Genomic DNA, 22,914 nt, shown 5'->3' on the forward strand with positions numbered 1-22,914 from the left:
GACGGTCTAGAGATTGATGGTCTAGAGATTGATGTTCTGGAGATTGATGGTCTGGAGATTGACGGCCCGGTGGCGAATGTCGTTGAGGTCAGCGAAAGTTTTTATCGCTTGGTTTTGGATGATACCGGCCAAGGCTTTAACCGCGTGGCGACCGCTGAAGCACGCCCAGGTGACCTGATCGAGCTGGTGATCAGGGCGGTCAATCAAAGCGATCGAACACTGGAAGATATTGAGTTGATCAACAGCGTGCCATCTGGTGCCATCCAGTTGCTTGCCGATTCGTTCCAATGGGATCCCAGTAAGGGCCTGTACCGTATTTCGCGCGATGGCGAAACCTTCTTTCAGGCCGATGCCGACCTCGACCCGGCGGATATCCACTTTATCCAGTGGCTCATCTTTTCGCTTAGGCCGGCAGAGTCGCTGCAACTGGCCTATCGCATACAGATTGATCCCTGAGCCCGGCTCAGGCGGGCGGTTGAAAGGTGACCAGCTGTTGAAAACAACCGAGCAGCTGTTGCCGATAGCGCCCTTCGATGTCGATACGACTTTGATCTTGGGCCTTGCGCTCTGCGGAGGTTAATTTCTTGCGCTGTTCGTGGGTGTCAAAGCCCTGCAGATGTTCATAGACCTCGTCCAGCACCTCAAAGGGGGCCCGAATTTCGGCTGGCAACAGCAAGGCGTCCAACAACACCTTACAGCGGATGGTCGCCTCCGATAGGTTTAGGTCGTTGTTCACCACGGTGCCGGCAATTAATTGCAGGCTTTCGATCAGGTAGACCCGTTGTTCCGCTTGCTTCTGTGCCAAAGCCTGTTGTTTCAGCTCATTTTCTGCCGCCTGTTGGCGAACCTGCCATAGATATCGTCCTGCAATTGCTGCTAGAACCACGATTATCGTGATCGCTAAGCCTAATAACACCATCATGTTTTTGTGCTCCACTTATTCGGCCCGCCTCTTGCCAGCGAGCGCTTAAATCGACGGCGACCGTGGCCGTCGACACCTAGTTAACCGTTGTTAAATTCATCCACTGGCCAAGTGGGCAAGATACTGACCGCGTCGGCATCGACCAGGTTAATGGTTTGACTTTCGTCATCCCAGGTAACGACCAGTTTTTTGCGCCGCATTTGCTCGATGACCTGCTCGATCACCTGATCGCGATCCTCAATGTCGCCTACCCAATCCTGGGACTGACGACTTAACCAGTCCTCAATAACTGCGCTTAACACCTCAGATGCCAGTCGTTCATGGGGTATTATCATAATGCTATATCAATCCTAGGGTTTTATCGGGGGTTACCGAATTGGCTGGGTATTCAGCCGAAATGACACATCCTGCTCCCATTCACAGCGCACCGATAAGTCTTCACTGGGGGCATGAAAGGCACAAGCGCTTTCCCAATAAAAGGTGTGTTTGCCCGACAGTTCCGTTTCCAGATGGACCGTCGCGGCGACCCAGTACATGCTTTTCAGTAGGGCTTCAAACTTTTTCAGCCATTGCGCCCAATGGTATTCCACGGCCTGATAGGAGGCCGCAAAATGAATCACCTGGGTCTGATAGGTGCCCTGTTCGAGCTCGTCTTCTGGAATCGAAAACATACTGCTGGTGAGATAGGGAAAAATATCCAGGTCATCTAATGCCAGTAAGGCGGCACAATTTATCAGCCGGCTGCGCACCTGAAACTGGCTGTCGTTGGACACAACATCCTTAATAATGCCATACACTATCGTTTCTTGATCCATGTCCGCCTCAAACTGATGGTTATTAATGCCCTGCGCAGGCCCGCTTCATATCGTCAAGGTTAAGCCTGCCAGAGCCCCTGGTCGGTCAGCCAGCGAATAAAGTCCGCCTCGTCCATCACCGGAATATTGAGTTCGGTGGCCTTGTTCAATTTACTGCCTGCTCCGGGCCCTGCGACAACCTGGGTGGTTTTTGCTGATACGCTGCCAGCCACCTTGGCGCCCAGTCGAAGCAGATAGTCTTTAGCCTCGTCGCGACTCATCTGGTCGATCTTACCGGTCACCACCCAGGTTTGGCCACTGAGCAACAGCGCCTGCTCGGAGACGACCTCATCGTCCCAGTGCACACCCAGGGCGATCAAACGCGCGACTTCGGCACGGTTCTGCGGCTCGGAGAAATAACTCACCACGTGGGCGGCAACCTTGGGGCCGACGTCCTCAACTTCCAGGAGCTGCTCTTCAGTGGCGGCCATCAGTTTATCCATGGTAGCAAAATAACGCGCCAAATTGCGCGCGGTGGTTTCGCCGACCTCGCGGATGCCCAAGGCAAATAGAAAGCGCGCTAGGCTGGTGTGCTTACTCTGCTCGATGGCCGCTAACAGCTTCTCGACCGACTTGTTGCCCATGCGCTCCAGGCCAATCAGCTGTGCAGGCTGCAACTCGAACAGGGCACTGGCCGAATGAATCAGGTTGGCACTAAGCAGTGCGTCGATAATTTTTTCACCGCAACCGTCTATATCTAGAGCCTTGCGCGAGACGAAGTGTTTGAGCGCTTCGCGCCGTTGCGCACTGCAAAAAATGCCCCCAGTACAGCGCATGACCGACTCACCCTCGATCCGCTCAACCTTGGAGGCGCACTCGGGACAGACTGCCGGCACCTCAATCCGTTCGGCGGTAGCTGGTCGATCGGCCACCACGACACGCGCGACCTTGGGGATCACATCGCCGGCGCGATGGACAATCACTCGATCGCCAATGCGCACATCCAAACGTTCGATTTCATCCATATTGTGCAGCGTGGCATTACTGACCGTGACCCCGCCGACAAAAACCGGCTCAAGCCGCGCGACCGGCGTTAGGGCGCCAGTCCGGCCGACCTGAAACTCAACGGCGAGCAGTCGGGTCATTTCTTCCTGCGCCGGGAATTTACGCGCGATGGCCCAGCGCGGGGCCCGCGAGACGAACCCCAGCCGGTTCTGCAGGGCGAAGTTATTGACCTTGTAGACGATGCCGTCGATCTCATAGGCCAAACTGTCGCGCCGGGTTTCGAGCTGTTGATAGTAGGCCTCGATGCCCTCGATGCCCTGCACGACGGCCTGTTCGGCATTTATATTCAAGCCCCAACGGCCGAATTGAGCCATCAGTTCACTCTGGGTAGCGGGCAACTCGCCCCCGGCTGAGTAGCCGACCGAATAACAGCACATTTCCAGCGGGCGCAGCGCGGTCAGCTTAGAGTCGAGCTGGCGCAGGCTGCCCGAGGCTGCATTGCGTGGATTGACAAATACCTTCTCATCGCGCGCCAAGGCCAGGCGATTCATCCGTTCAAAACCGGCCTTGGGCATATAGATCTCACCGCGCACTTCTAGCTCTTGAGGCCAGTCGTCGCCCTGTAACTGCAAGGGGATACTGCGGATGGTACGCACGTTGCTGGTGATATCCTCGCCCGTCGAGCCATCGCCGCGAGTCGCTCCGCGCACCAGTTGACCCTGCTCATAGAGCAAGCTAACGGCGATGCCGTCCAACTTAGGCTCACAGGCAAACTCGATCGAGGCGGGGTTATTGAGCCGGTCTTGGAGCCGTTTGACAAAGGCGGCCAGATCCTCACCACTGAAGGCATTGTCCAAGGACAGCATCGGCACCCGGTGGGCGACCGTGACGAAGCCTTCGGCCGCCTGGCCCGCGACCCGCTGACTCGGTGAGCTTGGGGTAATCCAATCCGGATGGTCGAGCTCGATGGCGGTTAATGCCAGCATCAGACGATCGTATTCGGCATCGGGGACGGTCGATTCATTGAGCACGTAATATTCGTAATCGTAGCGGGAGAGCTGTTCGATCAACTCCAGATACTGGGTGCGAACCACAGACATAGGGTTTCCTGTCACTAGAGCGGTTAAGTAGGAATCATCTTAGAGCGGACAAAGGAGCGTAATTTTTCCCGATAATATTCCAAACGCTGTGGCGTGACAGAATTGTGATCCTCATCGAGCATGTCGGCGTCCAGATGCTTCGCCAAATAGCGGCCCATTTCATACATATGATCGAACGCTTCCAGGGTGTTGGCAGCGGTGGGCAACTGCATAAAGAGCGTTACCCCCGGCGTATTCACCTGATTCATGCTGTCCGGGTTAAAGGTTCCCGGCTGAACGCAATTGGCTAAGGAAAATTCGGAATAGCCCTGCGGGTTGCGATAATGAAAGATCTCCATCGGACCATGGCGCAAACCGGCCGTTAACAACAATTCCAAGACCGCACTGCCGGATAATTCGCCGTCGTTTTTGGCCATAATGTGCATAATAACCAATTCTTCCACCGGTCCGGGATTGACCCGAGACTCAACGGCTGCTGGGCTGGACTCAGGCGTCATCTCCGAGATGCCGGCGCCGGGCCGGGCTGCCGTCTTGGCTGCAGGGCCGGGAAGGTCATCGACCTCCGCTGCGGATTCATAGCGATCGACTGGTTCCGCGTCGTACTGACCAGAATCGTTCTCTGAAACAGACTCTTGATAGGCATAAGGTTCGTCTTCAAGATCATCTTCTGTGAAGGGGTTGGGCTGTTCCGTTACATCAGACTCTGGATAGCGGCCTAGCTCTTCCATCGTGAAGGTGGGCTGCTCAGTAGCTCGCTTAGGTTCGGGTGTTTGCGGGCTTTGCTCAGCGTCGTTAAACATCGCCATCGGCTCAGCCTCCGGCTCTGAGCTGCTAATAGCGTCATCGGTTTCGGTCATAGCCTGGGTGAAATCAAGCTCCGACTGCAGTGCGGCCTTTTGCCGGGCCTCATCGGACAGTGCGACCTCGGCCCGCTCTTCCCCGACCTCGACACGCTCCATCAACATGGGCACACGCTCGCGCAAGTTGAGGCGTTGCTTGAGCAGGGACTGCTCAGCATTCGACATCTCGCGCACCACCCGTGCACCGCCATTAGGTAACTCTCGAGCCACCTGGGCTTTACGCGCCAGCTCTTCAGGATCTTGATAATCGTCGTCCACCGGTATGGTTTTCGTCGGTATCTTGATTTTCATGCGCCGCACGCCATCAATCAGAATAACGATGATTGCGAACACACCTAAAGCAACAATAATTTCTCGTAATTCCATAAGTTCTACCTAAGCCGGTTACATGGCTGCCATTTGGGCTGCTTCTTCGACATTTACTGTCACCAACCGAGAAACACCCGGTTCGTTCATGGTGACGCCCATCAACTGATGGGCCATCTCCATTGCCGCCTTGTTATGTGTAATATATATAAACTGTACGTGTTCCGACATGGCTTCGACCAATTTAGCGTAACGATCCACGTTGGCGTCATCCAATGGCGCATCCACCTCGTCCAACATGCAGAAGGGCGCGGGGTTCAGCCGGAAAATTGAAAACACTAGGGCGATCGCGGTTAGAGCCTTTTCGCCGCCGGATAACAGATGAATGGTGCTGTTTTTCTTACCCGGGGGCCGGGCCATAATGGCGACACCGGTATCGAGCAGGTCTTCACTGGTCAATTCCAGATAGGCGTGCCCGCCGCCAAATACCTTGGGAAATAATTCCTGCAGGCCACTGTTGACCCGATCGAAGGTCTCTTTAAAGCGCGTGCGGGTTTCTTTATCGATTTTCCGGATTGCATTGTCCAGAACTTCGAGCGCTTTTTGCAGGTCCAGATCCTGTTCGTCCAGATAGCGTTTGCGCTCGCCCTGAGTTTGATATTCTTCGATCGCGGCCAAATTGATCGGTCCGAGACGCTGAATTTTAGTGGCCGTGCGCTCCAGCGAGGCTTCCCAGTCGGCTTCGTTAGCCTCTTCGGGCAAATTCTCAACCACGGTGGCCAGGTCGAATTGCTGCTCAGCCAACTGTTCCTGCAGGGTGCTGCGCCGCGTCATCGAGGCTTGGGCCGCCATTCGGCTTGCCTCAAGAGCGCTGCGCGAGGTGGCTGCCTGCTGATCGAGGCCATGGCGTTGCTGCTCGAGATCGCGCATCCGGCTATCGGTATGATCGACAATTGCTCGCTTTTCGGCTAACTGCTCTTCCAGTTCGAGCCGGCGTTCGAGCCGATCTTCAAGTTCCATCTGCACATCATCTTGCGGATCATCGCGCAAGGTCACTTGTTCATTGAGTTTGGCCAAGCGTTCTGCCGCTCGAGCTTTGGCGGCTTGGGCGCGTTCAAAGGCGATCTGAAAGGCGTCCACCTCGGCCTGCAATTGTTGCCGCTTTAATTGCATTTGGTGCTGTTGGTCACGACTCAGACGCACCACATCGCGTTGTTCGTCAATATCGATACGGTATTCTTCGCGCTCACCCACCAAGGCATCGCGCTCATCGACGTCGTCTTCCATCGAATCGAGCGCCTGCTGCAATTCTTCCCGATTCAGTGTCAGCGCTTCGCGTTCTTCAGCAATTTGGTGCTCAACCTCGCCGATGTCCTGATCGAGGCGCAGGCGCCGAGCCTGCAACTCTTCGGCCTGGACTCGTTTACCACCCAGCTCTGCTCTGATATCGGCTAGGGCGCGGTTCAATTGTTGATTTTCAATCTGCAGTTGATCGCGATCTTGTTCCACAGCTTTGAGCTGCATTTGGGCCACATCAAGGTTCACCGCCAAATCGTCTTCGCTGGCTTCGAGCTCATCGATGAGCTCGACCAACTGCTCGGCTTCCTGTTGCAGACTCAATAAACCGTGTTGATTGGCCTCGCCCCGGCTCAGACGCAGCCAGTTCGGCCCGACCCAAATGCCATCTTGGGTAATGCAGCTCTCGCCCGGTTGCAAGGTCGGTTGCAGAGCCAGCGCAGCCTCCAAAGAGACGACCGCTCGGACCGGGGCCAACCAGCTGTGCAACGACCGGTCACAGCGCACCTTACTGAGTAGCGAGTCGGCCGATACCGGCATACTGACGCTGGTAGCGCTGATCAGGGTTAGGGTGCCATCTTTAAAGCGTGCCAAGGGCTCGAGCAAAGCGCCGAGATCCTCAACACAGATCGCCTGCAGCGATTCACCCAATACGGTCTCGACCGCAGTCTCCCAACCCGGAGTCACTTGCAGGTCTTGGGCTAGACGCTTCGCTTCACGCAGTTGGTGGCTGGCCAACCAGTCTTGCACACCGGGCGCTTCATCGCCCAGAGAGGCCTTAATGAGCGCTTTAACTGTGCTATGGCGCGCGTTTTTTTGCTGCAACTCATGGCGCGCCTGAGTTAAGGCGCTGCGGTTGGTTTCCAGGGTCTCGCGCTGCACCAGCATGCGTTCCGATAAGTCATCGAAGCGGATTTGACCGTCCTCACCCTTAATCTCAAGCCGTTCCGACTCCTCGATCAGGCGGGCCAAATTTTCAGCTTCCGGATTATCGGCAATTGCCTGACGCTCTTGATGCAGAGACTCTTGACGCCGGTGTAACTGTTCGGCGACCCGTTCAAGGTGCTGTATGCGCGACTGGGCTACTTCGGCCTGACGCTTGGGGCCTTGGGCATTGAGATTAAAGGCGTCCCACTTACCCTGCCAGGCGCTCTGTTTTTCTTCCAACAGCACCAAGCGGTCAGTCGCCTGTTCGGTACGTTCTTCAGCGGCCTCCAGTTCCGGCTCCAAAAAGGTAAGGGACTCGCGTTTCTCTTCAACCTTGTCGGTGTCGGTTGCCGCTTCGCCGGCGGCTTCGTGCAACTGGCGCTCCGCTTCTTGAATATCCTGTAACAACTGAACCGACTGCTCTTGGCGGTGGTGCAGGGTCTGTTCGAATCGGGCAATCTCATTGCCGAGCTGATAAAACTGTTCTTGGACCCGATTAAAGGCCTCTGTAGCGTCGTGGTGTTGTTCGCGCAGGATTTCCACTTCGAGGTCTATGTGTCGTTGTTGGGCGACGAAGGATTCGTACTGCGTCTCGAGCTCGGCGATCTTGAGTTCCTGATGACTGACGTCTTGGTGCAGCCGCTGCCAGCGCAAAGCCGACAACTGGGCGCGGGTTTGCCGCTCCTCGGCCTTTAAGGTCTTATATTTTTCGGCCGATTGGGCTTGGCGTTGCAGATGCTGCAGTTGACGTTCGAGCTCTTCGCGCAGATCGGTTAAACGTTCGAGGTTTTCCCGCGTGCGACGCATACGGTTTTCGGTCTCTCGGCGACGTTCTTTGTAACGCGATATTCCGGCGGCCTCTTCGATATAGACGCGCAACTCTTCGGGCTTGGATTCAATCAAGCGCGAGATCATGCCCTGCTCGATAATGGCATAGGAGCGTGCGCCCAAGCCGGTGCCGAGGAAAATGTCGGTGACATCCTTGCGGCGGCACTTGGTGCCATTTAAAAAATAGCTTGAATCACCATCACGCGTCACCTTGCGGCGAATTGAGACTTCGTTGTAGGCGGCAAATTCGCCTCGCAGGGTGTGATCGGAATTGTCAAACACCAACTCGACACTGCACTGACTGACTGGCTTGCGCGAACTGCTGCCATTAAAAATGACGTCCGTTTTCGATTCCCCGCGCAGATGTTTGGCCGACGACTCGCCCATCACCCAACGCACCGCATCGATGGTGTTTGACTTGCCACAGCCATTCGGGCCGACGATCGCCGACAGATTGGTTGGAAAAGGAATTGTCGTCGGGTCCACAAATGACTTGAAACCGGCAAGTTTGACACTTTTTAAGCGCATCTAGTCCTAAAATCTATAATGTACAGTTAGGGTCGATTCTAGCGTCAATCGGGGCTGGGGGGAACCCAAACAAAAAGGTCATTTTAGCCAGACTATTCAATAACTTAGCGATTTTCCAGATCTGAAGGGGTGGCATTGGGCTGCGTTAACGGCAGCACCCGAGTCAGGTTAACTCGGGCCGAATCCCTTGCGCCACAACAGGGGGCCAAAAAAAACCCCGACCGGATGCTCGGTCAGGGTTTTTTTAATCGGTCGGATCAGGGCATATTGATCGTCAGTTCAACATTCGTTTCCACCTGATTCAGAGACACCTCGACCGCGTCGGTTCCCCAATCACCCGGTTGAGCGTTAGCGATGCCGGTCAACGAGACCCGAGCGGTGACCTCAACCACGTCTTGGCTGGAGATGCCGGCCATCGGACCCATGGCGTCGGAATCGCTCAGCATCACGGTGACGTTCTGAGCTCTGATAGCCAATCGTTTGACCGCCAATGGCATGCGGCTGCCGATCGGCCGGGCATACACAAACAGCGCCGCGTCTTTGGACAAGCCTTCCCAGGCAGCCGGAAGGTTCACCCGAACGACAATCCGGATTGGCTCATCAACGGCATAATCAATGCCTTGAGCCAAGAGCCGATCTTTCGCCTCGGCAATAAATTCGTCTATTACCTGCGAATCGGCGTCAAGGTTATTCAGCTTCAACCGAGTCCAGTATTCGATCGCCTTCTCATTCTTGCCTAGATCAAAGCTCAAGCGTCCGGCCAAGCCTAGCGCTGTGTCGTTTTGAAAATAGCTGAGCGACTCTTCAAATGCCGCCAAAGACAACTCACTGGCACCCAAGGTAGCCTGTACCTGGCCTATATAGGCGAGGATGGTGGACTCATCTTCGGCCTCGTGTTCGACCAGCCGTAATTGGGCCAGTACTTTATTCAAACTGAGCAGCGCTTCCGGATAGGCTTCCATATCCATCTGCATGCGCGCCAAGCGGAACCAACCCTCTATATCTTCGGGCGTTTTTTCGAGCAGCTGCTGATAATCATTGAGCGTCTTGCTGACCTGTTCAGGTGACAGATTGGCGTCGGAGGCCAGCTGCGCGAACTGCTCCTTGACCTGCACGGCCGGATAAGCCCCAATCTTGTTGTAAGTTAACCAGGCACCGCCAAATATAGCCAAGGTGAACAGTGGCACCCAGACCCAGGACATCTGACTGACCTGGCCGCGCGAGCTGCGGTCAGTCTCGGCATCGGCGAGCAAGGCCTTTTCTTCTTCTAAACGAAACGATTGATATTCAACATCACTCAGTTCGCCGCTGTCGCGCAACTGGTCCAAGCGTGCCAACTGTTCCTTGTGAATCGATAATGACCGCTCGACGGATTCAACCCCCTGCTCCTTCTGGCTGCGCTGGCGCACTGCAAAGAGTACGAAAACCAACACCGGTATGACCCAAATAGTTAAAATCAGCATTAAGACTTATCCTCCATCAAGGCCTTGAGCCGCTGTTGTTCATCCGCGGTTAACTCAGTTGGAACACCCTGTCGGCTTGAGCGAGTCAGTCGAATTAGCAGGGTCAGGCCGGAAATCAATAAAAATGCCGGCACAATCCATAACCAGATCGTAACAAAGGACATTTGCGGTTTGTAGATGACAAATTCGGTGTACCGATCGACCATAAAATCGATGATTTCTTGATCGTTAAAGCCTTGATGCAACATTTCATAGGTCTTTTGACGAATGTCTTGGGAAATCGGCGCATTGGAATCAGCGACATTTTGGTTTTGACATTTGGGGCAGCGGAATTGAAAGCTCAACTCCTCATACCGATCGCGCAGACCGTCATTGTCAAAGGTTAACAGTTCGCTGGACGCCTGGGCTCCGGAGGCCAGCAACGCGCATACCAGCACGAGACCGGCATAATAGGTTCTAAGCCATTTCATCGAAGATCGCCTTCAATTTATTCTGCCAGTTAACATCGGTAATTGGGCCCTGAAAGCGGTAGCGCACCTCGCCGGAGGAATCGACAAAGAAGGTCTCCGGTGCGCCGGTGACACCCAGATCAAAACCAAGGTCACCATTGGGATCGAAAATATCAATGCTGTATGGGTTGGCGTATTCGCTTAGCCAGGTCAGCGCTGCGGCCCGATCATCCTTATAGTTGATGCCGATGATTTTCACGCCTTGTGCGGCTAGGGAGTTCAACACTGGATGTTCGTACTTACAGGATGCGCACCAGGTCGCCCAGATGTTCACCAACATCGGCTCACCGACCAGGTCGGAAACGGTTAGGAACTTCTTACTGTCTTCTAAACGGCTCAATTTAAAGTCCGGCAAGGGGTCGCCAGTAAGGGCCGACGGTACTGCCTTGGGATTGACTCCGCTCAGCAAGGCATAACCGAATACGCTAAATATCATCAGTACGACGATCAGCGGAATTATTAAGAGTGGCTTGATTTTCATGCTGTGGCTCCCTTCTTCGTTGAGCGATAGCGTTTATCTGTGATACTGAGGGTGCCGCCGATCGCCATCAACACTGCGCCGAACCATAACCAACGAATAAAGGGTTTGACCTGAAGTCGGATCGACCAGACTTGCCGTTCGTCATCGAGCGGTTCGGCTAACGACACATAAAGATCGCGAAACAGATTGCCATCGATGCCAGCTTCGGTCATGACATTATTCTTGACCGGGTAAAAGCGCTTTTCCGGGTTTAATACCGCGACCGCCTTGTCGTTGCGATAGACATTGATCACGCCTTGATCGGCAACATAGTTCGGTCCCTGCACCTTACCGATGCTTTCAAATTCAAAACGGTAATTTTCCAGGACAACTTCATCGCCCGCGGTCATACGGAAGTCGCGCTCGATGTCCAAATTAGATACCAGCACCACACCGGTGGTCGAGACCAACAACCCCAAGTGGGCAATCCACATACCCCAGAAACCGACGCCCGCTTTGCGCACACCGGCGAGAAAGCTTTTGCTGTGCCGGGTTTTATCCATGACCAGTCGAATTAGGCTGGCCGCCGTCCAGAATACCAGGGACAGACCCAACCAAATTTGCCAGTGCAGTTCACCGGACAGGGTCCAGGGCAGCACTAAGGCGATCACGATTGCCCCGGCCGCGATGGCCAGCAAAAATCCAGTCCAATTCTTTAGTTGGTCTTTTTTCCAGCGCATCAGTTGACCGACAGCAATAAAACAGAGCAAGACCACCATCAGCAAGTTGAACGCCAGATTAAAAAATGGTGCGCCGACCGATAGCTTGCGCCACCCGAAGGCATCGGCAAAGAGCGGTAAAAGCGTACCGAATAGCACCGCAAAGGCGATAACCACCAGAAGGATGTTATTCATCAGAATAAAGGACTCGCGCGAGACTAGCTCGAACTGGCCATTGGTTTTAATCTTGCCAGCGTTGAGCGCATAGAGGGTCAAACTGCCGCCAATGGTTAAGGCCAGAATTACCAGAATAAACAGACCACGTTCTGGGTCAGCGGCAAAAGAATGGACACTGGTGAGCACCCCCGAACGGACCAAGAAGGTGCCTAACAGGCTGAACGAGAAGGCAAAGATCGCCAACAGCACCGACCAACTCTTAAACAAATTGCGCTTTTCAGTCACCGCCTGTGAGTGAATCAAGGCCGTACCGATGAGCCAAGGCATAAAGGACGCGTTTTCAACCGGATCCCAAAACCACCAGCCGCCCCAGCCTAGTTCGTAATAGGCCCACCAGCTGCCCAAGGCGATGCCCAGAGTCAAGAAGGCCCAAGCGACATTGGTCCAGGGTCGCGACCAGCGCACCCAACTGGCATCAAATCGGCCGGTTAAGAGCGCGGCAACGGCAAAGGCGAAGGCCACAGAGAATCCGACGTAGCCCATATAGAGGGTGGGCGGATGAATGATCAGGCCTATATCCTGCAAGAGCGGGTTGAGGTCGGAACCGTCCACCGGCGAGATGGGTAGGAACCGCTCAAACGGGTTAGAGGTAAAGAGAATAAACATCAGAAAAGCAAAGGCAATAAGGCCGAGAACTCCCAGGACCGCGCCCTTGAGCTCGAAGTTCAGCGTGCGCGCGAATACTGTGACCGCAACGGTCCAGCCGCCCAACATCAGGATCCACAAGAGCATCGATCCCTCATGGTTGGCCCAGGTCGCCGACATCTTAAAGTACCAGGGTAAGGCACTATTGGAATGTTGACTGACCAGATAGACCGAGAAATCATCGGTCAAAAAGGCATTCATCAGGATACCGAACGACACGACTAGGAAAAAAAACATTCCCCAGGCCAAAGCCGGTGCGGTGCGCAACAGCGACTCGTTTTTAAGTTTCAAGCCCACCAACGGCAAAACCGCGAGCAAAAACGAAAACAGCCAAGCCAGGATTAGTGAAAACTGCCCAAACTCTGGAAACATGTAAACTCCGTTAATAGGTGGTAGAGGCCTGACCGGCTTGCTCTAGAGCGTGGGTCACTTCCGGTGGCATATAGGTTTCATCGTGTTTGGCTAAAACGGTGTCGGCGGTAAACAGATTCGCCTCACCCAGTTGACCAATCACCACGACGCCCTCACCTTCCTTAAATAGATCCGGCAAAATGCCGTCATACACAATCGACACATCCGCTGAGAAGTCGGTCACCTCGAAGAATACCTTTAAACTGCCCTCTTCGCGCTCAACGCTGCCGGCCTTAATCATCCCACCGGCCCTGATAACTTGGGCCTTGGGTGCCAGACCCTGGCTAATTTCCGTCGGCGTAAAGAAATAGTTCAAATTTTGCCGCAGTGCAAAGATGGCCAAGAACACTGCAATACTGACGCCACAGACACCCAGGAGTATCAATAGCAGACGCTGTTTTCGCTTCGGATTCATGCTTGCTCCCGACGTAATTTACGTTGATGATCTTTGACCAGCTGTTTCGCTAGATAACGCGGCCCGAGAATATTAAAGAGCACAACAATGGTGGCCAAGCCATAGGCTAACCAGACATAGAGGCCGTGTTCGCCCATCTTCAAAAAGGCCGAAAAGGATTCGAACGCCATTATAAACCTCCCAGTTGTTCAATTTCTTTTTGCGCCCAAAGGGCCTTGCGCTCGCGCTTGAGAATTTCCAGTCGAGCGCGAATAAACATCCAGGCCAAGAATGCCAAATAGAAGCCTAAAATAGATAGCAGCAGAGGCACCAACATGCTGATGTGCATGGGCGCCTTTTCGGTAAACTTCAGCGTAGCGGGTTGATGCAGGGTCGTTACCAGGTTTACCGAGTATTTAATGATTGGAATATTCACGACTCCGACCAAAGCCAAGATAGCCGCGGCTCGATCGCCACTCTCTGGCCGCTCCATGGCGTTGTGCAAAGCCCAGAGGCCAAGGTAGAGCAAGAACAGGATCAGCATCGAGGTGATGCGCATATCCCATACCCACCAGTCACCCCAGGTCGGCTTGCCCCAGATGGCCCCGGTGGCCAGCGCCAGAAATGCCATGGTCATACCGATTGGGATACACGCCTTGGCCACATAGAAGGCCAACTTGATGCGCCAAATCAGGCCGACCGCCCCGGCTATCGCGATGGTCATGTAGATGGCCTCGGACAGGAAGGCCGACGGCACATGGATAAAGATGATGCGATAACTGTTGCCCTGGACACGTTCAACCGGAGAAAAAGCTAGGCCCCAGACCAGCGCCACGCCAATCAGCACAAAGGCCGCCCAGCCAAGCCAAAAGCTCCAGGGTTTGGACATCTGATAAAACCACTTCGGCGAACTGCACTTGTGGAACCATCGAACAAAAATTTGCCACATCGACTCTTGTCTCCAGATCATTCAATTACCGCGCCCTGCTTTGTTGGGTAGGGCTACGGCTACGTATTGTTTAGGACTTCGAACTGGGCACGTTAATCGCCCACTGTTACATTTAAGGCGGCGACCGTCAGCCAGGGTGTGAGCGCAAAGGCCCCGGCGGTAAAGGCACCCAAGAGCGCCAGGTAACCTTGCCAAGGCTGGTCCGTGGCCATAGCCTGAACCGTTGAAGTGCCGAATATCAACACCGGCACCAGAATCGGCATAATCAAAATCGTTAACAATAGACCACCCTTGCGCAACCCGACGGTTAAAGCCGCACCCACACTCCCGATCAGACTCAGAGACAGGGTGCCAAGCAATAATGAGAGCATCAGCACCGGTACCGCTTTGGCTGGTAATGCCAGCATCACGGACAATACTGGCGATAATACCGTTAATGGCAAACCGGTCACCAACCAATGACTGATGATTTTACACAACACTAACAATTGAGGGGGCACCGCCGCTAAAAGCATCTGTTCAAGAGTGCCGTCATCGAAATCATTGCGAAACATCAGGTCGAGCGATAAAAGTGAGGCCAAGAGCGCAGACACCCAGAGGATGCCGGGCGCCATCAGGGCGAGTTTGGCCAAATCCAAGGTCACACCTATCGGAAAGAGACTGACCACCACAACAAAGAAGAACAGTGGGTTCAACAGGTCTGCCCGACGCCGGAAGGCCAAAGTCATTTCTCGCGTCAGGGTGGTGCGCAGGATGGCAATCACAATGGGGCTCCAATGTGCAGAGGGCGCACGGCAGCATGATGGAGGCCGTGATGACTGGTCATAATAACCGTACCACCTTGCTCGGCGAAGCTGACAATGCGTTGCTCAAGCTGATTCACGGCGCTAGTATCCAGCGCGGTGAAGGGCTCATCCAACAGCCAGAGTCGTACCTCTGGCAGATCGAGGTAGAGTCGGGCCAACGATACTCGGCGCTGTTGGCCGGCCGATAAACTGTGCGCGGGAACGTCTTCATAGCCGCGTAAGCCGACCGTCGATAAGGCCTGCCACAGGGCTTCTGGGGCCAACACCTGATTGTGTAAGGCCATGGCGAAGGCGAGATTTTCCAATGGGGTTTGCAACAGGGTGACGGCTGGCCGGTGGGCCAGATACCAGAACCGATTGCCGTCGAGCGCATCGCCGTCAGCCACGGGCGCATGCCAGGTGACATTGCCTTCGACCACCCAGCTCAGGCCAACCAGGCGACGTAATAGCGTGGTTTTTCCGGCACCATTGGCACCCTGTATGTGGAGGATTTCACCCTGATCGACAGCGAATGACAAATCTGCAAATAGAATTCGCTCATCTCGCTCACAGAATAGGTCTGCAGCTTTTAACAACTCAGGCATAAACCTATCCAGAATAAAAGTGTGCCGAGTATAACCACCTGTAATAGAGCATTGGTAACCTTTACCAAAGCTTGAGATATCAAGAATTTCAGCCTGGCGCCGATATAGACTATTATCTTCCCCTGATAAAGTAGCTTACCCAGCAGGTGGTCACTATATGGCAAATGATGGCATCCGATTGCCCAGCGACAGCACCGTGACCAGTCAAAAAATCATTCGCGGCGGGGGCGAACCTGAAACAACCGCTCTACCGTCAAAAAACCTCCCACTCACGCCGATGTCGCCTCTGGTGACCGTCGTACTGCAATCGAAAACCCTATTAGCGGGCAACAAGGCCTCCCTTTTCGAGCTTATTTTGCAGAATGACCCGAAAAGCGCGCCCCCCTTGAGTGTGTTCTCGGACGCCCCGATCCGACCGGGCACCTCCCTACTCCTGGAATTCGATAAGCATCAACAATACCAACCGGTTCGGCAACCGACCCAGGCCCAACTCACCAAGCTGGTCAATTTGGAACTAGATTTTTGGCGCGGACATCTCTTACCTAAGGCCGACGCGCGCAACTTCCCCACCCTACCGAGTCCCGTTGAACTGACCGGCCTAGCACACAGATTTAGCGCCCTGAGTCCGCTGGTGCATTGGCTAAACCAACGGCCAACCAGCCTCAGCAGCCCAGTGGTGGCTGCTTGGATTCGTGAGACCGTTGCCCTGTCGCAACTGCGCTATTGGAGCAGCATGCCCAAGGGCCGTGCTTCGGGCCTGGCCGCTCTGGGTTCAGGTATGTCCTTGCTAGAGGGACTGGACAGCATAGACGCAGCGCCACCGAGCAGCGGCCATGCCAACTTACCCAGTCCTGCCGGCGTCAACCCTAAGATGGCCGACTCCGGCCTACAGGCGCCACTGGAAATCAAACTCGGTCAATGGCTCGGGTTGATGGATGACACTATCAAGGCAGCACCGGATCAACTCAATAGCCGGTTAAAACAACAGGCGGCGGCATTAATTGCGCAATCCCTGCAGCAAGCGAACAAGATTCGTGCGCAGAACCCGCTGGAGGCCAGTCAAAATGCAAACTCGAGCAAGGACGACAGTCCACTGCTCGCCCTGCGCAATTGGCTTGAAGCGAGTCAAGCTCGGATTCAGAACAGTGCTATTTTGGGCGCCTCGGCCCAATGGTCGGCGCCCGATCAGCCGACGGTTCAGCAGATGCAGCTGCCGCTAATCTGGCTCGGACTGACCAGTTGGGCCGACATCGAATGGTGGCAAGAACAACACCGCAATACCGCCAACGCCGACAAGGACGCCCGCGCGCGCCGCCGCTGGCGCATGAAGGTCTATCTGTCCTTGGCACCGATGGCCGACATCTGTGCCGATATTGATTGGGGCGGCGATGCCACCCAGCTAACGTTTTGGAGTGAGGATGCGGCCACGCTCAGCCATCTGAATACCTTATTACCTAAGCTGGAGAGCTGGACCGCCGGCTTGGGTGAGCGGAATATAACCACCAAGCACGGCATGCCCAAAAAAATGAATGCCGATCGACAAAAAGAGAAAGACAACCACCTAGTGGATATCCACACATGACAGATCCAACCGTAAATAAAGCTGCCACCTTGCAATATAAGGGGCGAAAAACCCCGATTGTGTCGGCCTTTGGCGAAAACGAACAGGCTCAAGCCATCCTCAAGCTGGCCCAGCAACACCAGATACCGGTTTATGAAGACGAAGACCTGGTGAATATCCTTAGCCAACTGGATGTCGGCAAGGCAGTCCCGCCGGAGCTGTTCGAATGGGTGGCCAGCGTATTGGCCTTCGCTTTTTTCGCTAAAAACGAGGTGCCCGAAGGCTTCTCACCCACGGCGACGCGCACCGCCTATAAGCGGATGCGCGAAAACTATGGCGATGTCTAAACTGACAGAGTTAAAACTGACAGGGGCGCCCTGCCAGAGGCCAAACAAACCGCGCCACCGTCAAAGCAAACGGTCGCGCGATGAGCCTTTGACCCTATAGATCCAGCCCAGTGAAAAGATGCAAATAGATATCCCCAAAGCGGGCCGCCCAGGCCGCCTCATTGTGCTGACCGCCCTCGATAGTGCGGCAGGTCACCTCGCTAAAGGGCACCTGCAAGGCACCACACATCTTAGTATTACTCTGCACCAGCAGTTCCGGCGTGGTATAGCTGAGCTGCTCATCGGTACCGATATCGGTATAGACGCGCATCGGAAGGCTCGGATCCGCCGCCCGCACGTAATCGCGCAACTCATAACCGTTCATCGGATTGTCGAGCGCAACCAAGGACACCGCAGCAATCTTGGAAAAGTGGGTCTGATAACGAATACCCGTATAGATCGCCATATAGGCGCCCATAGAGCTGCCGGCAATGCCGGTGTTGTCGCGATCGGTCAGGGTACGATATCGGCTATTGATCAAGGGCATCAAGCTGTCGACCACAAAGGCAGCGTGTTGAGCCCCCTTAGCATCGATAAAGCCCAAACTCGGGTGGGTCCAATCCCACCCGGTATATTCTTGATAACGCTGCTGAGCGTTCGGTGCACTGTCGATACCCACTACAATTACGCCCTCGTGCTCGCCCGTGCTGTAAAGCAAATCAAGTATCTCATCGGCATACCACTCGTTACCGAAGGCACTGGTGTTCTTATCGAACAGGTTATGGCCATCGTGCATATAGAGCACCGGATAGTCTCGTTCACTGACGTCGTAATCGGTCGGTAACAGCACGCGCACCTTACGGCTAATATTGCCCAATTGCGGCATCCTGACATCTAAGATGCGCACATCGCCCAATACGGTATTTTCGGGTCCGTTACAGGCATCGCCTACTATGGTGGCGAGTTTGTCGGCTTCGATAATCTTAGTATTGCGATTAAAGCGGATGCGATATTCGGCACAGTCGTCGACCGTAAAGTCGAGCGCCGGATAGGTGTCCAGCCAATCACCGAAATGGTCGATCTTAAAGCGCGCAGGGCTGGCCTGATTTTTAAAGGCGACGGTAAGTTCGTAATGGTCGGTTGCGCCGATTTGCGTCAACCTAGTGCTCTGCCAATTATTCGCGGTGCCGCGGAAAAACCAGTCGTCATCGCCCGGCTCACTGCACGCACCGGTCAGAATGTCGCGTAGCTTGGTGGCGACGATGGTTTTCAGCACGCTATCGAATACAATTTCGTACTCGGCGCAATCTTCGATACGAAAATCCAGGGCCGGATAACTTTCCGTCCAGTCGCTGAAGTGATCAATTTTAAAGCGGGCGTCCGCCTCCTGTTTTTCAAAGGCGACATTGAGCGTGAAGTTGTTGGTGCCGGGTATGGCTGACATCACCGTGGCCGCCCAGGCATTTGAGGAGCCGCGATAGAACCAGGCATCGGTAATGCTGCATTCTCCGTCTGTCACCACCCCGACCTTCTCCAATACAATGGCTTTGCTATTGGCGTTAAACAGAATGTTGTATTCACTGCAGGCATCGACCTGTAGATCCTGACTGGGGTAACTTTCGCTCCAGTCGGCAAAGCGATCAATCTTAAAGCGGGCAATGGCTTCTTCCTTATGAAAGTTAAGGTTCAAATGATATTGGCCATTACCCAAGTCCGTCATCGGCTGGGGCTGCCAAGCATTGGCCGTGCCCCGAACAAACCAGTCGGCATAGGCGGTCGGCGCTAGCAGAGTGAGTAGGCCAAGCAACGCCATAGCGGGCCACGATTGCGTTATTTTCGTTATAATTCTAAACATATCAATTCCTTTGCAATGCAGAAAATATTGTTGTTATTTATGTCGAATACCGATCACCCAATAGCGTTTCCATACTGCCCTATTTGATATCGACTCATTTTGACGAGATAAATCCAATCCAACGCACCGTACCACACACCCAACAGAGATTATGGGGTGGCGTTATAGCTTGCGTATTAAACTCAGCTTAAAAAGCTCCCAATAAAATTGAACTAGTCTACCCGCCACGCTAAACTAAATTTTTTGACGAAACAAAACAAATACTTACTAGAGTTAATAACAATTTTTTTCAATCGTTACGATTTAGATCACATATTAGCAACAACAGGGTCACTAGACGGGCAAATTGATTAACTAATTTTTTCAAATGTTGCTCGAACAGGTTGGCGGGTAACAAGCAATAGGGTTGAAATATCAACAGAGGGTTTTATTGCCCGCATCCTGCTAAGACCAATATCAAGCCTGTAACACTTGACAATAGAGCATCAAAGGCGGGTGGATTCTTGCAGGGTGCTTTGAATATGTTCAATATGGAATCGGGTGCGATCTTTGTAAAAATTTCAAAATGAGTCAAGACTGCTTCCGGTAAGACCCTGGCACCCGCCAGGGTCTCTATGCGACGGCTATATATCAAATGGACTAATAGCTACTACTGCTCCAATAGCTCATCAATATCTTCCACATCAACATCAAAGATCAATGCCGAGTTTTTCCAACAGCCGTCTTCTTTAACAAACTCCCATCTAACCAGAGGCTCGTAGTTATCGGTAAACAACGCAACGCTCGCTGTATACTGCCCAACAACAACCTGTTCCGCCGCGCTTGACTCACGCAGCTTATCGTGAGCTTTACTGCTGTTAACGGTCACCAAATACTCAAGGTGATCGTCTCGCTCAGTTATGTAGATAGGCTCATTATAACCGGGCCCGACTAGATCTAGCCTAAAGGGATATACAGCTTCTGTAGGAAAAAATAGACCCAATGTATTTACCATAGCCCAAGTATCAAAATCAACGTTACAGGCATACAACTTAGAGCAAGATAAAATAGACAGGCTAATTACTATATATTTCACTATCATTTCCCTCCACTAATCACCGGAACCATCAACCGGCAAACTGACCGGCATACTTCCAGGTTGGCGTATCTCCTTGGCAAGACTTATAGTCTGAATGTTTATCACCCCGACCGCCAGCCACGAGACCGCTGCTGGTTCTGGTATGATATTGCACCGTAACCGTTGAGGTAGCAATTTTCGTATAGCAATGAGCATTGTTGGTGGCACCACCTGTTACAGATTCAAAGTCATGCGCAAGTATAATTTCTTTCATGGTAATTTCCTTTTATGTATTAAATAAATAACCCGTACATCCTAAGGAATTCCTTTCGGGTTACACTTGGGTTTTGGGCAAGCGAGAATTTCGCTTACCCACATTGCTCTACGAGCAAATTCTTTAGTTTAGCGATAAGCGCACACTGGCATGGCCAACAGCAAGGCATGGGTTATGGTTGGAATTGGGATTGACGAGTCAACTTCGAGGGAATAGTTACTAAGTTTTCCATTACGGAACATGGCCCTATATCGATCACTAAGAAACTGATATAGAAAATAAAATATTAGGGGGAATTGACGAATAAGGCTTGGGCATTTTAACCCGAAACAGACCTTCTGATGAGTCGGCCGACTTAGAAATATTTGTCGACAGAATGTACCCGCAGGCCGTTTCAGGGGTGGCGATACAGAACCGATGGAGTAGTTAATTTGACCCATCCAGAAATTCCTTTTCCGACGTCATGATTAAAAATTACTGTCCAGCCAGACAGCTACCGTCCGTGACCATCAACTTGCGTGGCAATCAACTTGTGTGACAATCAACTTGTGTGACAATCAACTTCCGTGACGGTGGCTCTCGTTAGCTCTCGTTAGCTCTCGTTGCTATTAACCCTTAAACTAACGTACAACTTTTTATTTTGCAACGGCCCTTATGCCGATAAATACAAAATATATAGAGAATATTATTTATTTACTTATTTAATATACATTAGGTTTAATTCTTTTTGACTAGAACCAATCGCCGTAAGACAACCTTATCGGGCACCTACTCTGTAATGGACGGCGATAAAACCGAAGACTCAACCTCATATTTTTATCGCCTAAATTGATTCACGGAAAAACAGATCGCGCGGGCTCCTATTGACTCACACCTAATTTAAAAAAGAAAATTTATAGCGATTGAGCGAAACCTAAAAAACCCACTGCAACTGAGCGGAGAAAACGCTGGGGTAGATGCCATACTCATAGGCATAGCTGTGAGACTTGGCCACCGGCACAACGGCGTTGACATTTAAGGTCATATCATCGGACACACTGTACGCCAGGGCACTATTAAACAGCGCCGAATTGTCGTTCAAATTAAGCGTGGCACCGGTGCTCCATTGGGTTAACACATTGATCGGATAACTGACTTGAACACTGGCATACCATTGGGCCAGGGGCAGTACCGCACCGATCTGATAGAAGCCCTGCCCGGCCGCATTCTGCAGGTAATCTTGGGCGCTGCCCAAACCATTGTAGTGCAGCTCGGAGACCAGATACCAATCCTCAAACAGAGTCATATCGGCCCCCAGGGTGACGCGAATGTCACTGCTGCCGGGTTCACTCAACCAGGCGGTTTCCTGCCACAGACCCAGTGCGCCGATGCCAGACTGCACACCCAGAGCCGCCAGACGATACTGGTCGTTGATCTGGATGGCGGACAGTTGCCAGTCGGCAGCCAAGATAAAGGCTTTAAGCCGACCGAATAGCGCGCGATCGACACCCATAACGTAACCGGCCTCCAGTGAAGACACCGGACCGAGAAACCAAGTAGCGCGCAGCGCATCGACACCGGGTCGATAACTGCGATCGGTTGCGACCAGGTCAATCGGCTGCATCACATCGATCGGCGAATAGAATTTGGCCAAGCCGAAACTAATCGGTTGCCGGCCCAGTACCCACTCGCCGAATGGGCTGTACCAGGTAACCGAGAGTGCATCGAGTTGTTGGTAGAGCCCTAGGTTATCTGTGCTGCTGGCCCACAGTTCGGTATCCAAATCTGCCAGGCGATAGTCCGCCGTGCTCGCCGTGCTGCTGGCTTGCTGCCGCTCGGGCCAATAGACCGTGCCCTGCGCGGACCAGCCGTAACGCAGATTCACTTGGGTGGCCGCAGAGGGAAAGGCAAGCAGATTCCAATAGCCGCTCAGCTGTCCGTTGGCGCGGGTGTCGGCTGCTTGCGCACTATCGGGCAGGCCCGAGAGAGTCGGAGTGCTGAGCAGGCTGGCGGCACTGGTCAGGTCGACACTCTGTTGATAGTCCAGTGCCGCGCACCAGGGCGCCAGCAGCAGCCCAGTGACAATTCCCCCGACCTTGCCGCGGACCATGCCCCGAAC

22 protein-coding genes are annotated in these 22,914 nt (G+C 53.4%); 3 read left to right on the forward strand and 19 right to left on the reverse strand.

The annotated features are described in order from the left end of the window. A partial coding sequence (locus AC4FIC_RS09155) for a hypothetical protein (RefSeq protein ID WP_476194398.1) occupies positions 1-456 on the forward strand: 456 nt, incomplete at its 5' end. Positions 457-463: 7 nt separating this feature from the next. Here AC4FIC_RS09155 and AC4FIC_RS09160 read toward each other — a convergent pair. From AC4FIC_RS09160 to ccmA, 15 genes are all read right to left on the reverse strand, one after another. After that, positions 464-922 carry a DUF2489 domain-containing protein gene (locus AC4FIC_RS09160; protein ID WP_100257416.1) on the reverse strand — a complete coding sequence of 153 codons (459 nt, stop codon included), beginning with the start codon at positions 920-922 and terminating at the stop codon, positions 464-466. A gap of 80 nt (positions 923-1,002) precedes the next feature. Continuing rightward, positions 1,003-1,257, reverse strand: coding sequence for a YheU family protein (locus AC4FIC_RS09165; RefSeq protein WP_100257417.1), 255 nt, complete (start codon positions 1,255-1,257; stop codon positions 1,003-1,005). Between the two features lie 33 nt (positions 1,258-1,290). Further along, the gene (locus tag AC4FIC_RS09170) at positions 1,291-1,737 is read right to left on the reverse strand and encodes a hypothetical protein (protein ID WP_100257418.1); all 447 of its coding nucleotides are present in this window, start codon (positions 1,735-1,737) and stop codon (positions 1,291-1,293) included. A 59-nt stretch (positions 1,738-1,796) separates the two neighbouring features. Next, positions 1,797-3,821, reverse strand: coding sequence for an NAD-dependent DNA ligase LigA (gene ligA / locus AC4FIC_RS09175; protein ID WP_476194958.1), 2,025 nt, complete (start codon positions 3,819-3,821; stop codon positions 1,797-1,799). 23 nt (positions 3,822-3,844) lie between these two features. Next, positions 3,845-5,047, reverse strand: coding sequence for a cell division protein ZipA (locus AC4FIC_RS09180; RefSeq protein ID WP_476194397.1), 1,203 nt, complete (start codon positions 5,045-5,047; stop codon positions 3,845-3,847). Positions 5,048-5,065: 18 nt separating this feature from the next. Then, positions 5,066-8,566: a chromosome segregation protein SMC gene (smc, locus tag AC4FIC_RS09185; RefSeq protein WP_476194956.1), complete on the reverse strand. Its 3,501-nt coding sequence runs from the start codon at positions 8,564-8,566 to the stop codon at positions 5,066-5,068. Positions 8,567-8,823: 257 nt separating this feature from the next. Further along, a complete protein-coding gene (gene ccmI / locus AC4FIC_RS09190) occupies positions 8,824-10,029 on the reverse strand; it encodes a c-type cytochrome biogenesis protein CcmI (RefSeq protein WP_100257422.1) in 1,206 nt (401 codons plus the stop codon). Then, on the reverse strand, positions 10,029-10,499 hold the full coding sequence (locus AC4FIC_RS09195; RefSeq protein WP_100257423.1) for a cytochrome c-type biogenesis protein: 471 nt from the start codon (positions 10,497-10,499) through the stop codon (positions 10,029-10,031). Before AC4FIC_RS09195 ends, ccmI begins: the two co-directional genes overlap by 1 nt. Beyond that, complete coding sequence (locus tag AC4FIC_RS09200) at positions 10,486-11,019, reverse strand: DsbE family thiol:disulfide interchange protein (protein ID WP_100257424.1); 534 nt, start codon at positions 11,017-11,019, stop codon at positions 10,486-10,488. Before AC4FIC_RS09200 ends, AC4FIC_RS09195 begins: the two co-directional genes overlap by 14 nt. Then, the gene (locus AC4FIC_RS09205; protein ID WP_287419703.1) at positions 11,016-12,971 is read right to left on the reverse strand and encodes a heme lyase CcmF/NrfE family subunit; all 1,956 of its coding nucleotides are present in this window, start codon (positions 12,969-12,971) and stop codon (positions 11,016-11,018) included. Before AC4FIC_RS09205 ends, AC4FIC_RS09200 begins: the two co-directional genes overlap by 4 nt. A gap of 10 nt (positions 12,972-12,981) precedes the next feature. Further along, positions 12,982-13,425, reverse strand: a complete 444-nt coding sequence (gene ccmE / locus AC4FIC_RS09210) for a cytochrome c maturation protein CcmE (protein ID WP_100257426.1) — start codon at positions 13,423-13,425, stop codon at positions 12,982-12,984. After that, entirely contained in the window at positions 13,422-13,595 is a 174-nt protein-coding gene (gene ccmD, locus AC4FIC_RS09215) for a heme exporter protein CcmD (RefSeq protein ID WP_100257427.1), read from the reverse strand. Before ccmD ends, ccmE begins: the two co-directional genes overlap by 4 nt. Continuing rightward, on the reverse strand, positions 13,595-14,374 hold the full coding sequence (gene ccmC / locus AC4FIC_RS09220) for a heme ABC transporter permease CcmC (RefSeq protein WP_319418043.1): 780 nt from the start codon (positions 14,372-14,374) through the stop codon (positions 13,595-13,597). The genes ccmD and ccmC overlap by 1 nt, the downstream gene beginning before the upstream one ends. 71 nt (positions 14,375-14,445) lie before the next feature. Then, positions 14,446-15,117, reverse strand: coding sequence for a heme exporter protein CcmB (gene ccmB, locus AC4FIC_RS09225; protein ID WP_100257428.1), 672 nt, complete (start codon positions 15,115-15,117; stop codon positions 14,446-14,448). Then, a complete protein-coding gene (gene ccmA / locus AC4FIC_RS09230; RefSeq protein WP_476194393.1) occupies positions 15,114-15,743 on the reverse strand; it encodes a cytochrome c biogenesis heme-transporting ATPase CcmA in 630 nt (209 codons plus the stop codon). Before ccmA ends, ccmB begins: the two co-directional genes overlap by 4 nt. Positions 15,744-15,900: 157 nt before the next feature. Here ccmA and AC4FIC_RS09235 point away from each other — a divergent pair, with 157 nt between their 5' ends. After that, complete coding sequence (locus AC4FIC_RS09235) at positions 15,901-17,325, forward strand: hypothetical protein (protein ID WP_100257430.1); 1,425 nt, start codon at positions 15,901-15,903, stop codon at positions 17,323-17,325. Then, the gene (locus AC4FIC_RS09240; protein WP_273285218.1) at positions 17,322-17,651 is read left to right on the forward strand and encodes an EscU/YscU/HrcU family type III secretion system export apparatus switch protein; all 330 of its coding nucleotides are present in this window, start codon (positions 17,322-17,324) and stop codon (positions 17,649-17,651) included. The genes AC4FIC_RS09235 and AC4FIC_RS09240 overlap by 4 nt, the downstream gene beginning before the upstream one ends. Positions 17,652-17,745: 94 nt before the next feature. Here AC4FIC_RS09240 and AC4FIC_RS09245 read toward each other — a convergent pair whose 3' ends face one another. The 4 genes from AC4FIC_RS09245 to AC4FIC_RS09260 form a co-directional block, all read right to left on the reverse strand. Then, positions 17,746-19,485, reverse strand: a complete 1,740-nt coding sequence (locus AC4FIC_RS09245; RefSeq protein ID WP_487778716.1) for an alpha/beta hydrolase — start codon at positions 19,483-19,485, stop codon at positions 17,746-17,748. A 649-nt stretch (positions 19,486-20,134) separates the two neighbouring features. Next, on the reverse strand, positions 20,135-20,560 hold the full coding sequence (locus tag AC4FIC_RS09250; protein WP_145980249.1) for a hypothetical protein: 426 nt from the start codon (positions 20,558-20,560) through the stop codon (positions 20,135-20,137). A gap of 31 nt (positions 20,561-20,591) precedes the next feature. Beyond that, positions 20,592-20,816: a hypothetical protein gene (locus AC4FIC_RS09255; RefSeq protein WP_100256887.1), complete on the reverse strand. Its 225-nt coding sequence runs from the start codon at positions 20,814-20,816 to the stop codon at positions 20,592-20,594. A 913-nt stretch (positions 20,817-21,729) separates the two neighbouring features. After that, on the reverse strand, positions 21,730-22,914 hold a 1,185-nt coding region (locus AC4FIC_RS09260), incomplete at its 5' end, for a hypothetical protein (RefSeq protein WP_476194953.1).

The sequence above is a fragment of the Reinekea sp. genome (genome assembly GCF_982785585.1).

Excerpts from the sequence above, each read along its gene's own strand:
- ccmA (WP_476194393.1), bottom strand. The coding sequence starts at position 15,743 with ATGCCTGAGTTGTTAAAAGCTGCAGACCTATTCTGTGAGCGAGATGAG.
- ligA (WP_476194958.1), bottom strand. The coding sequence starts at position 3,821 with ATGTCTGTGGTTCGCACCCAGTATCTGGAGTTGATCGAACAGCTCTCC.
- ccmD (WP_100257427.1), bottom strand. The coding sequence starts at position 13,595 with ATGGCGTTCGAATCCTTTTCGGCCTTTTTGAAGATGGGCGAACACGGC.
- ccmE (WP_100257426.1), bottom strand. The coding sequence starts at position 13,425 with ATGAATCCGAAGCGAAAACAGCGTCTGCTATTGATACTCCTGGGTGTC.
- ccmC (WP_319418043.1), bottom strand. The coding sequence starts at position 14,374 with ATGATCTGGAGACAAGAGTCGATGTGGCAAATTTTTGTTCGATGGTTC.
- AC4FIC_RS09240 (WP_273285218.1), top strand. The coding sequence starts at position 17,322 with ATGACAGATCCAACCGTAAATAAAGCTGCCACCTTGCAATATAAGGGG.
- smc (WP_476194956.1), bottom strand. The coding sequence starts at position 8,566 with ATGCGCTTAAAAAGTGTCAAACTTGCCGGTTTCAAGTCATTTGTGGAC.
- AC4FIC_RS09160 (WP_100257416.1), bottom strand. The coding sequence starts at position 922 with ATGATGGTGTTATTAGGCTTAGCGATCACGATAATCGTGGTTCTAGCA.
- AC4FIC_RS09180 (WP_476194397.1), bottom strand. The coding sequence starts at position 5,047 with ATGGAATTACGAGAAATTATTGTTGCTTTAGGTGTGTTCGCAATCATC.
- AC4FIC_RS09170 (WP_100257418.1), bottom strand. The coding sequence starts at position 1,737 with ATGGATCAAGAAACGATAGTGTATGGCATTATTAAGGATGTTGTGTCC.
- ccmI (WP_100257422.1), bottom strand. The coding sequence starts at position 10,029 with ATGCTGATTTTAACTATTTGGGTCATACCGGTGTTGGTTTTCGTACTC.
- AC4FIC_RS09235 (WP_100257430.1), top strand. The coding sequence starts at position 15,901 with ATGGCAAATGATGGCATCCGATTGCCCAGCGACAGCACCGTGACCAGT.
- AC4FIC_RS09195 (WP_100257423.1), bottom strand. The coding sequence starts at position 10,499 with ATGAAATGGCTTAGAACCTATTATGCCGGTCTCGTGCTGGTATGCGCG.
- AC4FIC_RS09165 (WP_100257417.1), bottom strand. The coding sequence starts at position 1,257 with ATGATAATACCCCATGAACGACTGGCATCTGAGGTGTTAAGCGCAGTT.
- AC4FIC_RS09245 (WP_487778716.1), bottom strand. The coding sequence starts at position 19,485 with ATGTTTAGAATTATAACGAAAATAACGCAATCGTGGCCCGCTATGGCG.
- AC4FIC_RS09205 (WP_287419703.1), bottom strand. The coding sequence starts at position 12,971 with ATGTTTCCAGAGTTTGGGCAGTTTTCACTAATCCTGGCTTGGCTGTTT.
- AC4FIC_RS09200 (WP_100257424.1), bottom strand. The coding sequence starts at position 11,019 with ATGAAAATCAAGCCACTCTTAATAATTCCGCTGATCGTCGTACTGATG.
- AC4FIC_RS09255 (WP_100256887.1), bottom strand. The coding sequence starts at position 20,816 with ATGAAAGAAATTATACTTGCGCATGACTTTGAATCTGTAACAGGTGGT.